The organism is Nocardia altamirensis NBRC 108246, from assembly GCF_001612685.1.
Classification (GTDB): Bacteria; Actinomycetota; Actinomycetes; order Mycobacteriales; family Mycobacteriaceae; genus Nocardia; species Nocardia altamirensis.
The window spans coordinates 166,151-179,509 of the sequence record NZ_BDAY01000019.1 but is presented as its reverse complement, the minus strand read 5'-3'; the positions used below and the strand labels follow the sequence as shown (position 1 = coordinate 179,509).

The window sequence follows — 13,359 nt, the reverse complement described above, 5'->3', positions numbered from 1 at the left end:
AAGTTCAGCAACCATTTCTCTCACGCCAACGAACCTCGGCAACCACTTCTCTCACGCCGATGGGCCCGGCAACCATTTCTCTCACGCCAACGAGCCCCGGCAACCACTTCTCTCACGCCGACGCGAGGCTTGTCACCTCGGAGGGGGTTCCGGCGCGAGAGTTGGTGCAGCCATGTCCCGTTCGCACGGGTAGCGGTTCACGAGTGGTACATGACGGAGGCGTTTACGGCGTGTCGCCTCCACCATGTACCACTCGCGGAAGCAGGCGGCACCGAGTGGGACATCACCGAGGACGCTCCCGGGTGTTGGCTCCCATCTGTCTCGCTCCGGAGGCGGCGGTCCGGACCTACGCGTCCGCGGCAGCCGCCGCGAATTGGGCGTTGTAGAGGCGATAGTAGGCGCCGCGCTCCTCGAGCAGGCGGGTGTGGGTGCCGTGTTCGACGATGCGGCCCTGTTCCATGACGACGATCAGGTCGGCGTCACGGATGGTGGACAGGCGGTGGGCGATGACGAAGCTGGTGCGGTCGCGGCGCAGGGCCGCGGTGGCGTGCTGCACCAGCAGTTCGGTGCGGGTGTCGACCGAGCTGGTCGCCTCGTCCAGGATCAGGATGGACGGCTTCGCCAGGAAGGCCCGTGCGATGGTGATGAGCTGCTTCTCGCCCGCGCTGACACCGGAGCCTTCCTCGTCGATGACGGTGTCGTAGCCGTCGGGCAGGGCGTGCACGAAGCGGTCGACGTAGGCGGCGCGCGCGGCGGCGAGGATGTCTTCCTCGCTTGCGTTCGGGTTGCCGTAGGCGATGTTCTCCCGGATGGTGCCCTTGAACAGCCAGGTGTCCTGCAAGACCATGCCGATGCGGGACCGCAGATGGTCGCGGGTGATCTCGGTGGTGTCGACACCGTCGATGGTGATGGTGCCGGAGTCGAGCTCGTAGAACCGCATCAGCAGATTCACCAGCGTGGTCTTGCCCGCGCCGGTCGGGCCGACGATGGCGACCACGTGGCCGGGCTCGGCGATCAGCGACAGCCGCTCGATCACCGGCGTCTCCGGCTCGTAGCGGAACGAGATGCCCTCGAACTCGACCTGTCCCCGGTCGACCGGTCGTGCATCGGCCATCACCGGATCCGGGCTCTCCTCCTCGGCGTCGAGGATCTCGAAGATCCGCTCGGCCGAGGCGACGCCGGACTGCAGCAGGTTCGCCATCGCGCCGATCTGGGTGAGCGGCTGGCTGAACTGGCGCGAGTACTGGATGAACGCCTGCACCTCGCCGAGCGAGAGCTGACCCGTCGCCACCCGCAGGCCACCGACCAGCGCCACCAGCACGAAGTTCACGTTCCCGAGGAACATGATCGCGGGCATGATCAGCCCGGAGATGAACTGCGCCTTGAAACTCGACTGGTAGAGCTGTTCGTTGCGCTTGTCGAATTCCTGGCCGACCTCGCGGTTGCGGCCGAACGCCGTGACGATCTCGTGGCCGGTGTAGGCTTCCTCGACCTGGGCGTTCACCATGCCGGTGTATTTCCACTGGTCCACGAAATGCGGCTTGGAGCGCTTGGCGATCTGCGCGGTCACGATGATCGCGGCGGGCACGGTGAGCAGCGCGATCAACGCGAGCAGCCACGAGATCCAGAACATCATCACCAGGATGCCGAGCACGGTGAACAGCGAGACGATCAGCTGGCTCATGGTCTGCTGCAGGCTCTGCGACACGTTGTCGACGTCGTTGGTGACCCGGCTCAGCACGTCGCCGCGCGCCTGGGAATCGAAGTAGCGCAACGGAAGCCGATGCAGCTTGTCCTCGATGTCGCTGCGCAGGCGCTTGACCGTCCTGTTGATCACCAGGTTCAGCAGGTAGGCCTGCAGCCAGCCGAGCACGGAGGCACCGACGTAGAGGGCGAGCACAAGCAGCAGCACCCGGCCGACGGCATCGAAGTCGACGCCGACGCCTGGCACCACGTTCATGGCGCTGAGCATGTCGGCAAAGGTGTTCTGGCCCTTGGCCCGCAGCGCTTCGACCGCCTGCTCCTTGGTGGTGCCTGGCGCGAAGTTCAACTGCTTGCCGACCACACCGTCGAAGACCAGGTTGGTCGCCTTGCCGAGCAGGTACGGACCGAGGGTGTTCAGCACCACCGAGCCGATGGCGAGCGCGATGACGAGCCAGACGTATTTCTTCTCCGGCGCGAGCCTGCGCAACAACCGTTTCAGCGACGGCTTGAACGACTTCGGCTTGGTCCCGGGCGCACCGGGGGCAGGCATGCCCGGCCTCATCGGACCTCCTCCGCACTGAGCTGGGACGCCACGATTTCCTGGTATTCCTTGCAATCACGCATCAACTGCTCGTGCGAGCCGATGCCTGCCATCTCGCCGTCCTCGAGCACCACGATCTGGTCGGCGTCGCGAATGGTGGTAATCCGTTGCGCCACAATGATGACCGAGCAATCCTTGGTCACCGTGCGCAGTGCCTGCCGCAGCCTGGCGTCGGTCGCGACGTCGAGCGCGGAGAACGAGTCGTCGAACAGGTAGACCCGCGGCGCCTTCACCAGCGCCCTGGCGATCGCGAGCCGCTGGCGCTGACCGCCGGAGACCGTGGTGCCACCCTGCGCCACCGGAGTCTCCAAGCCCTGCGCCATCTCTCGCACGAAGTCGTCGGCCTGCGCGATCTCCAGACATCGCCACAGTTCCTCGTCGGTGGCGTCCGGGTTGCCATAGCGCAGGTTGCTCGCGACCGTTCCCGAGAACAGGTACGCCTTCTGCGGAACCAGGCCGATCTGCTCGCGCAGTACCTCGAGGTCGATGTGCCGAATGTCGGTGCCGCCGAGGTAGACCGCGCCGTCGGTGACGTCCATCAGCCGGGGCACCAGGTTGAGCAGCGTGGTCTTGCCCGCGCCGGTGGAGCCGACGATCGCGGTGGTGGTGCCCGGCTTCGCTTGGAACCGAATGCCTTTCAGCACCGGCTTCTCCGCGCCGGGATAGGCGAACTCGGCGAACTGGAAGTCGACCTCGGCCGGGTCACCCTTGAACGGCTGCGGCAGCGGCGGCGGCACCACCGACGACTCGGTCTCCAGCACCTCGCCGATCCGGTCGGCGGAGACCGCGGCGCGCGGCGCCATCATGGCCAGGAACGAGGCCATCATCACAGCCATCAGGATCTGCATGATGTAGGACAGCATCGCGGTGAGCGAGCCGATCTGCATGGTGCCCGCGTCGACGGCGTGCCCACCGAACCAGATCACCGCCACCGCAGTGACATTGCTGATCAGCATGACCAGCGGGAACATCAACGCCATCAACCTGCCGACGCGCAGCGCGGTGTCGGTCAGCTCCGAGTTGGCGATGCCGAAGCGCCAGGTCTCCTGGCGTTCCCTGACGAAGGCGCGGACCACCCTGATGCCGGTGATCTGCTCGCGCAGCACCCGATTGACCTCGTCGATCCTGGTCTGCATGTCCCGGAAGCCCGGCACCATCCTGCTGATGATGAACGCCATCGACAGCCCGAGCGCGGGCACCGCGATCAGCAGCAGCCAGGACAGGCCGAGGTCCTCGCGCAGCGCCATGAAGATGCCGCCGATGCACATGATCGGCGCCATCACCAGGATCGTCGCCGACATCACGATGAGCAGCTGAACCTGCTGAATGTCGTTGGTATTGCGGGTGATCAGCGACGGCGCACCGAACATGCCGACCTCGCGCGCGGAGAAGGTGCCGACCCGATGCAGCAGCGCGCCGCGCATATCGCGGCCTGCGCCCATCGCCGCCTGGGCACCGAGGTACACCGAGCAGGCGGAGGCGATGATCTGCACACCGGTGACCGCGAGCATCCACAGGCCGGTGTCCCAGATATAGCCGATATCGCCCTTGGTGACGCCGTTGTCGATGAGGTCGGCGTTGAGGCTCGGCAGGTAGAGCATCGCGATCACCGCGATCAGCTGCAGGACCACGACGCCCGCCAACTGGGTGCGATAGGGGCGCAGCGAGGTACGAAGCAGACGAATCAACATGATGAATCGCAGGCTACTCGCACCGAGTGACGCACGTCATCGCGGTTTCGACCGGCACAGCTGCCATTCCTGCTGGCGCTTTCGCGCCGAACACACTGGTCAGCGATGCTCTCTGCGCACCCAGGCACCCGGGTCCTCGGTCAGCGCGTCGATGAATTGCGGCAGCCGATCATTGGCGATGTCGTCGATCGACACATTCTCCAGTACCGCACGAATATTCACGCGCAACGCGATCCAGACCCGCTGCAGGGATTCGGCGGCGCCGGGATAGGTCACGTCCTCGGGACGCTCGCCGCGCACCGACGCGAGCGGGCCCTCGATCGCCCGGATCACGTCGGCGACGGAGATCTCGGTGGCTGGTCTGGCCAGCCAGTACCCGCCGTCGGGGCCGCGCCTGCTGATCACCAGCTCGCCGCGGCGCAGGTCGCCGAGCACGGTCTCCAGCACCTTGGGCGGGATTCGCTGGGCGGTTGCGATCGCCTCGGCCTTCACGACGGGCGCGATCTGGACGCCAGGCGCGGCGGCGAACGGGGCCTGGTTCAGCTTCGGTGCGCGGGCGATCTCGAGCAGCGTCCGCACCGCGTAATCGACCTTCGCGGTGATGTGCACAGCGACTCCTGGCATTCCGGTTGGTCCGGTCAGTAGCTGCAATCTACGCGGTTAGCACGCTGGTCGCCGCATCCAACAAGGTGGTTTCCACCAGGGTGTCGTCGGCGCCTGGCACCAGTTCCTTGGAAACCAGTGCGACCCGGATCATTTCGAGGGCCGCGGACGCGCGCAGCTTGGCCGCATCGCTGGCGTCCGGTCCGGCGAGCCAGTCGCGCAGCACCTGACTGTTGTCGATGAGGTCGGGGTACCTGTCGACCATCGCGTTCACGATGGCCGCCGTGTCGCGCATGATCAGGCCGCCCGCGTCCCGGTGCGCGATCAGGCCGCGCAGGTAGGTGCGCAGCACGGTACGGATGCCGTCCGCGTCGTGCGGCACCTCGTCGAGATTCTCGACGACCGCACGCACGTGATCGAGGATCGGGTCGATGATCGCCAGCAGCAGATCGAGCTTCGAGGCGTAGTGATAGTAGAGCGAGGCCTTTGTGATTCCTACCGCATCGGCCACCTCGCGCAGGCTCGATTGTTCGAATCCTTTGGCGCTGAAGAGCTTCACCGCGGCGTCGCGGATCGCGATTTTCGTACTCCGACCAGCGGCAACGGTGTCTGAGGCAGACCGAAGAGTCATGGGATGATCCTCTCACCACTCGTGCGCTGAGCTAATGATGCCGACAAAATTGAGGTTGTCCCTCCGTTTAAGCCTTGGGTAGTCTACCTACCGCACGGTAGGCAGAAAGCGTCAATGTGTAGGCGGGGGGCAGGGCAACCCCGCGAGTGCTTGTCTCCGGCCTGAATCAGCACGCCCCAAGCATCGCTAGGAGTTCTCCTCGTGTCCGTTTATCTCTACCGATGGGGGAAGTTCGCTTTCCGCCGAAAATGGATAGTGCTTCCCGTCTGGCTTGTCCTTTTCCTGCTGCTCGGTGGTCTCGGCGCGCAGCTCAGCAAGCCGATGAGCAACGATTTCAGCATGCCGGACCTGCCGTCCGCACGCGCGAACGACATTCTGGACAAGCATTTTCCCGGTGCTTCCGCAGCGTTCAAGTTCGACGCCGTCACCGGCACCTACGTGATCGGTGCGCCGGCAGGCCAGAAGCTCACCGACCCGGCGAACCGCACCGCGCTCGACGCGTTCCTCGCCAAGCTCAAAGACCTCGACATCGTCGACCACGCCAAACCGCTGGTCAACCCGGTCGAAGCGGCCGAGAAGATGGGCTGCCTTGCCGATCCGGATCCGGCCAAGTGCAGCGGCGCCCCGTTGAACGTGCTCAGCAAGACGGTGCCCGACTCGGTGGCCGTGCTGAACGTGCCGTTCACCATCAAGAAGTTCACCGACGTCACCGACGCGCAGCGCGACGCGGCCTATGCGGTCGCCTCCGACGCGCGCAACGCAGGCCTCACCGTCGAGATGAGCGGCTCGATCGCGATGAAGCAGGAGATGCCGAGCGGCAAGTCCGAGATGATCGGCATGGGCGTCGCACTGATCGTGATGATCGTGGCGTTCGGCGCGATCGTCGCCGCCTTCGTCCCGATCTTCACGGCGATCGTCGGCCTCGGCGCGGCCACCTCGCTGATCATGTTGGGCACCTCGGTGATCGAGGTCCCGAGCTTCACCACCTTCCTCGCCGCGATGATCGGCATCGCGTTGTCCATCGACTACGCGCTTTTCATCGTGTCGCGATACAAACACGAACTGGCAGTACAGGATTCACCGGAAGAAGCGGCAGGCACCGCGCTCGGCACCGCCGGTTCCGCGGTGGTGTTCGCCGGGCTGACCGTCATCATCGCGCTCGGCGGGCTCAGCATCGTCGGCGTCCAGTTCCTGACCTTCATGGGTCTCGGCGGCGCGATCGCCGCCGGATTCGCGGTGCTCACCGCGATCACGCTGATGCCTGCGCTGATCGGTGCGTTCGGCCGCTTCCTGTTCAAGCCGAAGCTGCCGCTCGTCGCCAAGCACGACCCCGAGGACGACACTGCGGTCACCCTCGGCATGCGCTTCGGCCGGTTGATCGGCAAGGCGCCCTGGGTCGCGCTGATACTCAGCGTCGTGGTGCTCGGCGCACTCGCCGCACCGGCGGCCGGGCTGAACCTCGGCCTGCCCGGCGACGACAGCCAGCCGAAGACCTCAACCATCCGCAAGGCCTACGAGCTGCGGACCGCGGGATTCGGCGAGGGCAGCAACGGCGTGCTGAACGTGGCGGCCGACCTGTCCAAGGTGCCGGTCGAGGTGCGCGAGAACGCGGTCAAGGCGCTCCGCGACAAGCTCGCCGCCTACCCAGGCATGGACTACGTGACCGCACCGCAGTGGAGCGAGGACAAGCAGGGCGTGCTGCTCGACGGTGTGCCGAAGTCGGGCCCGAACAACCAGGCGACCAAGGACCTGGTCAGCGACGCCCGCGACGCGGAGGAACAGCTGCAGGCCGAGTTCGGCATCGAATACGGGATCACCGGCTCCACCGCGATCTACGCCGACGTCGACCATGTGTTGCTCAGCAAGATCGTGCCGTATCTGGCCATCGTCGCCGGTGCCGCGTTCGTGCTGCTGATCCTGGTGTTCCGCTCGATCCTGGTGCCGCTGACCGCGGCGCTCGGGTTCCTGCTCTCCATGGCTGCGACGTTCGGTGCAACAGTGCTGATCTTCCAGCAGGGCAAGTTCGGCCTCATCGAGGATCCGCATCCGCTGGTCAGCTTCCTGCCGATCATGTTGATCGGCTTGGTGTTCGGCCTCGCGATGGACTACCAGGTGTTCCTGGTGACGCGCATGCGCGAGGAGTTCGTCAACGGCAAGTCGCCGAAGGACGCGGTGGTGGCCGGTTATCACCACGGTGCCCGCGTGGTGACCTCGGCCGCGGTCATCATGATCTCGGTGTTCGGTTCGTTCCTGCTGGAAACCGACGTGACAGCGAAGTCGTTCGGCTTCGCGCTGGCGGCGGGCGTGCTGTTCGACGCCTTCATCGTGCGGATGATCCTGATCCCGTCGCTGCTCGTCCTGATGGGCAAGTGGTCGTGGTGGATGCCGCAGTGGCTGGACCGGATCCTGCCCGATATCGACGTCGAAGGCGCGAAGCTGCGTGAGTTGCAGCAACGGTCGGCGCCGACACAGCAGGTGCCGGTCGGCGTCAGCTGATCGTCGCGACAAACTCCGGCCCCGCACCCGAATTCCGGGTGCGGGGCCGTGCTGTTTGACGGGTTAGTTCTTGATCTTGTGAGCCGACCGCAGCAGACTCAGAGGCAGTTCGACCTCTCAGCTCGGTAGTTCCCGCGGGCCACGTCGGCCCGCGCGCGTTTGTCGCTCGATCCGATCCGGCACGACTCGATCACCGCGAGGAGAACCCTGTGTCCGTGTATCTATACCGGTGGGGAAAGTTCGCCTTCCGCCGCAAGTGGCTGGTGCTGCCCGTCTGGATCGTCCTTTTCCTGGTGCTCGGCGGCCTCGGAGCCCAGCTGAAGAAGCCGATGAGCGACGACTTCAGCATGCCGAACCTGCCGTCGGAACGCGCGACGCAGATCCTCGACCAGCACTTCCCCGGTATGTCCGCGGGATTCAAGTTCGACGCGGTCACCGGAACCTACGTCCTCGGCGCGCCCGCGGGACAGCAGCTCACCGATCCGGTCAACCGGCAGGCCATCGACGCGCTGATCGAGAAGCTGAACCACCTCGACATCGTCGACCACAGCACGCCGATCAGTAACCCGGTCACCGCGACCGAGGAGATGGGTTGCCTTGTCGGCGACCCGGATCCCGCGAAGTGCAGCGGCGCACCGTTGAACGTGCTCAACAAGACCGACCGGGACACCGTCGCGTTCTTCAGCGTCCCGTTCACCATCAAGGAATTCACCGCGGTCACCGCCGACAACCGCAAGGCCGCCTACGACGTGGCCGACCAGGCCCGCGCCTCCGGGTTGACGGTCGAGATGAGCGGCACCATCGCCATGGAACAGCAAGCGCCGAGCGGTAAGTCGGAGCTGATCGGCATGGCGGTCGCGCTGGTGGTGATGATCGTGGCGTTCGGCGCGATCGTGGCAGCGTTCGTGCCGATCGTCACCGCGGTCATCGGGCTCAGCGCCGCGACCTCACTGATCTTCCTCGGCACCAGCTTCCTCTCGATACCGAGCTTCACCACCTTCCTGGCATCGATGATCGGCATCGCGCTGTCCATCGACTACGCGCTTTTCATCGTGTCGCGATACAAACACGAACTGGCAGTACAGGATTCACCGGAAGAAGCGGCAGGCACCGCGCTCGGCACCGCCGGTTCTGCGGTGGTGTTCGCCGGGCTGACCGTGATCATCGCGCTGGTCGGGTTGAGCATTGTCGGCGTTCGGTTCCTGACCTTCATGGGTCTCGGCGGCGCCGTGGCGGCCGGGTTCGCGGTGCTGACCGCGATCACGCTGATGCCAGCGCTGATCGGTGCGTTCGGACGATTCCTGTTCAAGCCGAAGCTGCCGCTCATCGCCAAGCACGACCCGGAGGACGACAGCTCGGTCACCAACGGCATGCGGTTCGCGCAGCTCATCGGCAAGGCGCCCGCCGTCGCGCTGATCCTGAGCGTGATCGTGCTCGGGTTGCTCGCGCTGCCTGCCGCGCAGATGAATCTCGGGCTGCCCGGCGAGGACAGCATGCCCAAGACCTCAACTGTCCGTAAGGCTTACGAGCTGCGCACGGCCGGATTCGGGGAGGGCAGCAACGGCGTGCTGCAGGTTGCCGTCGATCTCACCGGGGTCGCGGAGATCGCGCGCACGTCCGCGCTGAACGCATTGCGCGACGAACTCGCATCCTCGCCGGACATGGACTACGTCACCGAGCCGACGCTCAGCAAGGACGGCCAGGGCGCACTCATCAACGGGGTGCCGAAGTCGGGCCCGAACGATCAGTCCACCAAGGACCTGGTCCGCGACGCCCGTGCCGCGGAGGGACGGCTCGAAGACGAGTACGGCATGAAATACGGGATCACCGGCACCACGGCGATCTACGCCGACATCGACCATGTCTTGCTGAGCAAGATCGTGCCGTACATGGCGATCGTGGCGGGCGCGGCCTTCGTGTTGCTGATCCTGGTGTTCCGCTCGATCCTGGTGCCGCTCACCGGCGCGCTCGGGTTCCTGCTTTCGATGGCGGCCACGTTCGGCGCGACCGTGCTGATCTTCCAGCAGGGCAAGCTCGGGCTGATCGAGGATCCGCGGGCGATCGTGAGCTTCCTGCCGATCATGTTGATCGGCTTGGTATTCGGGCTCGCGATGGACTATCAGGTGTTCCTGGTGACGCGAATGCGCGAGGAGTTCGTGCACGGCAAACCGCCGAAGGAGGCGATGATCAGCGGTTACCACCACGGGGCCAGGGTGGTCACGTCCGCGGCGATCATCATGATCTCGGTGTTCGGCTCGTTCCTGCTCGAGTCCGACGTGACCGCCAAGATGATGGGTTTCGCACTCGCGGCGGGCGTGCTGTTCGACGCCTTCCTGGTGCGCATGGTGCTGATTCCGTCGTTGCTCGCGCTGATGGGCAAGTGGGCGTGGTGGATGCCGAAGTGGCTGGACAAGATCGTGCCCGATATCGACGTCGAGGGCGCCAAGCTGGTCGCGCTGCGCGAGCAGCAGCCGTCGCAGGCGAAGCAGTCGGCCGAGGTCAGCTGACCCGAACGCCCCCACCCGCCATCGGGTGGGGGCACGCATTGATCATATGGCGCAACCTTTTTGCAATGGCAGCTCTACCACGACCACGCTCGGTGCTGAATTAGCTTTACAGACAGGCTGTTCAACATTCACGACAAATGCGCGCTGCGATGAGCCAGCCATCCGCGTTCAACTGGTGCATATCCGACCGTTCAACCGGAGACAATTCGGCCATTCTCCGCATGCCGAATTTGCGCAACCTGATACAGTTCATCGGGTTCAACTGGGTACCGCATCTGTTGCAGACCAAGGCAATTCGTGCAGTACACGCCAGACGGCTGGAAAATAATCGCATCTCGCCGACGCGATGCAGTAGCTTTTGACAAGATTCACCGCGAGTCGGGCGATCGGATGCCAACCCCACTTGACGTCAGGCGTCAAGATTTGGCCAGGTGAGAGTGCTCACACTTGATCTTCGACCATGGACAAGCGGTAGGCCGCGTTTCGGCAGGTAACACCGAAATCCATTTCTGTGTACAGCTTTCACCATCGGATCAAGATTTTTCTATACGATCGATACATCAAGATCCTCGGGCTGCAACGACCTGACAACAGATCGCATCTTACGAAAAATCTTACCCTGCCGGGGAATTGAAGAATCCGGGCCGCAGCCCCGTTGGAACGCAGCCAATTCCAGCCCGAACTGGCACTGGTTGTTGTTCCAATCAAAACTATGAATTCAACACATAGAAGGTCCGCGAGATGGACCCTATTCACTGTAATGGCCGTTGTAGCAACGGCTTTCGCATCAGGGCCGATGGCATACGGCGAACCGCCCGCTACCCCACAGGCTTCGGACTTGTCCACTGCGCCGAAGGATGTGACCAAGGACCAGCAGGGCGCCGTGCTCGAGGTGGTACCCAAGACTCCGGTGCCTGCTCCCGCAGGCACAACTCGTGAGGCACCTGCCGCGGCGCAGGCACACGCCAAGGGCGTCGAGAAGGCATTCGGCGATGCCGTCGGCACTCTCGTCGTCGACAGCACCTTCGAGGTCGGTGAGGGCTCTACGGTGCGGCTGCGGCAAGAGGTCGATGGGGTGCCCGTCTTCGGCGCCTCGGTCGCGCAGTCCCTGGCCGCCGATGGTTCGCTCATCGCGGCGAGCGGATCGTTGACCCAGAGCACACAGGGCAAGTACGCGTCGAAGACTCCGTCCGAGCAGGTCAAGGCCACCGCGCTGAAAAAGGTTGCCGAGCAGAGCAAGACGGCGGCCGACAAGCTGAGCGTCACCGAGACGAAGACCTTCTGGTACGACGCCAAGCTGGCAGCCAAGGATGGCGCGAAGAGTGTCGCCGTTCCGGCGTTCAAGCTCGAGATCGCCGGCGCTGACGGCGACGAGAAGGGCGAGCCTGCCCAGTGGATGGTCTTCGTCGACGCCAACAAGACCGACAAGGTGCTCGACAGCTGGAGCGAGACCAAGCACCTCAACCGCGTCGTGTGCGACAACGCCAACCGGCGCGTCAACCCGAACAACGTCAGCTGTGGCAGCGGGAGCCTGCGCTCCACCAGGTCTGAGGGCCAGGCCGCCACGGGCATCAAGGATGTCGACGACATCTACACCTACCTGGGCAACACCGAAAAGTTCTACGCCCAGTACACCAAGCTGGCCAACCTGACCAACCTCATCGGCTCCGACACCGGAGACGGCAAAGGCAAGGCACTGCGCGCCACCGTCCGGCTCTGCACCACGACGGAATGCCCGTACCGGAACGCCTTCTGGTCCGGCAGCCAAATGGCCTACGGCTCCGGTCTCACCACCGAGGACATCACCGGGCACGAGCTCACCCACGGCGTGACTCAGCACACCAACGGTCTGGTCTACCGCAATGAGCCCGGTGCGATCAACGAGTCCATGTCGGACATCTTCGGCGAGCTCGTCTTCCTGGTGAACACCAGCAACCCGTGCAACACTGCCGCCAACCGGTGGCGGCTCGGCGCGTGCAGCTCGATCGGCGTGATCCGGGACATGAAGAACCCGAAGGCCTTCCAGGATCCCGACACCTACAAGGGTCAGTACTGGTACGCCGGTAGCGGTGACAGCGGTGGCGTCCACACCAACAGTGGTGTCGGCAACAAGACCGCACAGCTCATCGTCGACGGCGGCAGCCTCAACGGCGTGAACGTCACGGGCATCGGCATCCCGAAGGCCGCCGCCCTGTACTGGACCACCCAGACGCTGTTGTCGTCCAACTCCAACTACGCCGCATTGGCGAGCAAGTTGGCGACGGCGTGCAACAGCAACGTCACCAACAAGGTCGCAGGCACCACGGCGGCTGACTGCGCCCAGGTGAACAACGCCATCAGCGCGACCAAGCTGCCGAAGCTGAACCGCAACACCTAATCACCACAGACAGCAGGCCAGGATCGCTTCGGCGGCCTGGCCTACTGTCATGTCACGGCCCGTTTCACGGACTCGGCTGCGGCACCGTGCAGTTGTCGACCTTCGGGTTCGCGCCGACGTAGTTGAGCGGACCTGCGAGCGCGGTGACGCCGATCGTGCCCCAGCCCGCGCAGTTGGTCGGGCTGTTCTCGAAATAGTGGCGCTGGCCCGCCGCGAGCAGGCCGATGGCCAACCACAGGAGTACGAGCAGGCTGAACAGCCGGGCACCCGTATTTCGTACCGCTCGTGCGTGGATATCGCGGTGGCGGATCTCGTGGTCGGGCATGTCACCGATGTCCTTTCGTGCTCCCCACCTCGGGATACCCGCTCGAGCAGGAGTTATCCCCCCCTAGGCGCTCGGCTGGGGCACGTTGCAGTCGGCGACCTTCGGGTTCACGCCCATGTAGTTGAGCGGACCGGCCAGAATGGTCAGCGCGATGTTGCCGAAGCCGGCGCAGTTCACCGGGCCGCTGTCGAAGTAGTCCCGCTGGCCTGCGGCGATCACGCCGATCACCAGCCAGATGACGATAATCAGACTGATTGGTTTCATGTTGCCTCGTTCTTCGGCGTATTTCGAGCACCCCATTATCTGGTCCATCACGCGACGCGCCGAGCGTGCCGAATCCGCCTGCGTGCCGCGCGACCGGCACAGTTCCCGGCGGGTGCTCGGTGCCGGAACAGCGCGGCCGGTCTGCGACCTGGCTAGGTGA

Annotated in this window: 9 protein-coding genes; 3 read left to right on the top strand and 6 right to left on the bottom strand. The window is 64.7% G+C overall.

Features of this window, described 5'->3' with window-relative positions; genetic code table 11:
* Window positions 1-346 precede the first annotated feature (346 nt).
* The 4 genes from NA11_RS13070 to NA11_RS13055 all read right to left on the bottom strand — a co-directional run bounded on the left by NA11_RS13070 (window position 347) and on the right by NA11_RS13055 (window position 5,230).
* On the bottom strand, window positions 347-2,266 hold the full coding sequence (locus NA11_RS13070) for an ABC transporter ATP-binding protein (protein WP_069162100.1): 1,920 nt from the start codon (window positions 2,264-2,266) through the stop codon (window positions 347-349).
* Window positions 2,263-3,996: an ABC transporter ATP-binding protein gene (locus NA11_RS13065; protein WP_069162099.1), complete on the bottom strand. Its 1,734-nt coding sequence runs from the start codon at window positions 3,994-3,996 to the stop codon at window positions 2,263-2,265. Before NA11_RS13065 ends, NA11_RS13070 begins: the two co-directional genes overlap by 4 nt.
* Window positions 3,997-4,095: 99 nt before the next feature.
* On the bottom strand, window positions 4,096-4,605 hold the full coding sequence (locus tag NA11_RS13060; protein WP_069162098.1) for an RrF2 family transcriptional regulator: 510 nt from the start codon (window positions 4,603-4,605) through the stop codon (window positions 4,096-4,098).
* Between the two features lie 43 nt (window positions 4,606-4,648).
* Window positions 4,649-5,230, bottom strand: coding sequence for a TetR/AcrR family transcriptional regulator (locus NA11_RS13055; RefSeq protein ID WP_069162097.1), 582 nt, complete (start codon window positions 5,228-5,230; stop codon window positions 4,649-4,651).
* A gap of 201 nt (window positions 5,231-5,431) precedes the next feature.
* Here NA11_RS13055 and NA11_RS13050 point away from each other — a divergent pair, with 201 nt between their 5' ends.
* The 3 genes from NA11_RS13050 (at window position 5,432) to NA11_RS13040 (ending at window position 12,610) form a co-directional block, all read left to right on the top strand.
* Complete coding sequence (locus NA11_RS13050; RefSeq protein WP_069162096.1) at window positions 5,432-7,726, top strand: MMPL family transporter; 2,295 nt, start codon at window positions 5,432-5,434, stop codon at window positions 7,724-7,726.
* A gap of 209 nt (window positions 7,727-7,935) precedes the next feature.
* A complete protein-coding gene (locus NA11_RS13045) occupies window positions 7,936-10,233 on the top strand; it encodes an MMPL family transporter (protein WP_069162095.1) in 2,298 nt (765 codons plus the stop codon).
* An 838-nt stretch (window positions 10,234-11,071) separates the two neighbouring features.
* Window positions 11,072-12,610, top strand: coding sequence for a M4 family metallopeptidase (locus NA11_RS13040; protein ID WP_167837626.1), 1,539 nt, complete (start codon window positions 11,072-11,074; stop codon window positions 12,608-12,610).
* Window positions 12,611-12,674: 64 nt separating this feature from the next.
* Here the strand turns inward: NA11_RS13040 and NA11_RS13035 are convergent, their stop codons facing one another.
* Together NA11_RS13035 and NA11_RS13030 are read right to left on the bottom strand one after the other, a co-directional pair.
* Complete coding sequence (locus NA11_RS13035; RefSeq protein WP_369691126.1) at window positions 12,675-12,935, bottom strand: hypothetical protein; 261 nt, start codon at window positions 12,933-12,935, stop codon at window positions 12,675-12,677.
* A 63-nt stretch (window positions 12,936-12,998) separates the two neighbouring features.
* Window positions 12,999-13,199, bottom strand: coding sequence for a hypothetical protein (locus NA11_RS13030; protein WP_069162132.1), 201 nt, complete (start codon window positions 13,197-13,199; stop codon window positions 12,999-13,001).
* Window positions 13,200-13,359 lie beyond the last annotated feature (160 nt).

What these genes read in the sequence shown, in the direction of transcription:
- NA11_RS13065 (WP_069162099.1), bottom strand. Translation starts at nt 3,996, where the DNA reads ATGTTGATTCGTCTGCTTCGTACCTCGCTGCGCCCCTATCGCACCCAG.
- NA11_RS13070 (WP_069162100.1), bottom strand. Translation starts at nt 2,266, where the DNA reads ATGAGGCCGGGCATGCCTGCCCCCGGTGCGCCCGGGACCAAGCCGAAG.
- NA11_RS13030 (WP_069162132.1), bottom strand. Translation starts at nt 13,199, where the DNA reads ATGAAACCAATCAGTCTGATTATCGTCATCTGGCTGGTGATCGGCGTG.
- NA11_RS13035 (WP_369691126.1), bottom strand. Translation starts at nt 12,935, where the DNA reads ATGCCCGACCACGAGATCCGCCACCGCGATATCCACGCACGAGCGGTA.
- NA11_RS13055 (WP_069162097.1), bottom strand. Translation starts at nt 5,230, where the DNA reads ATGACTCTTCGGTCTGCCTCAGACACCGTTGCCGCTGGTCGGAGTACG.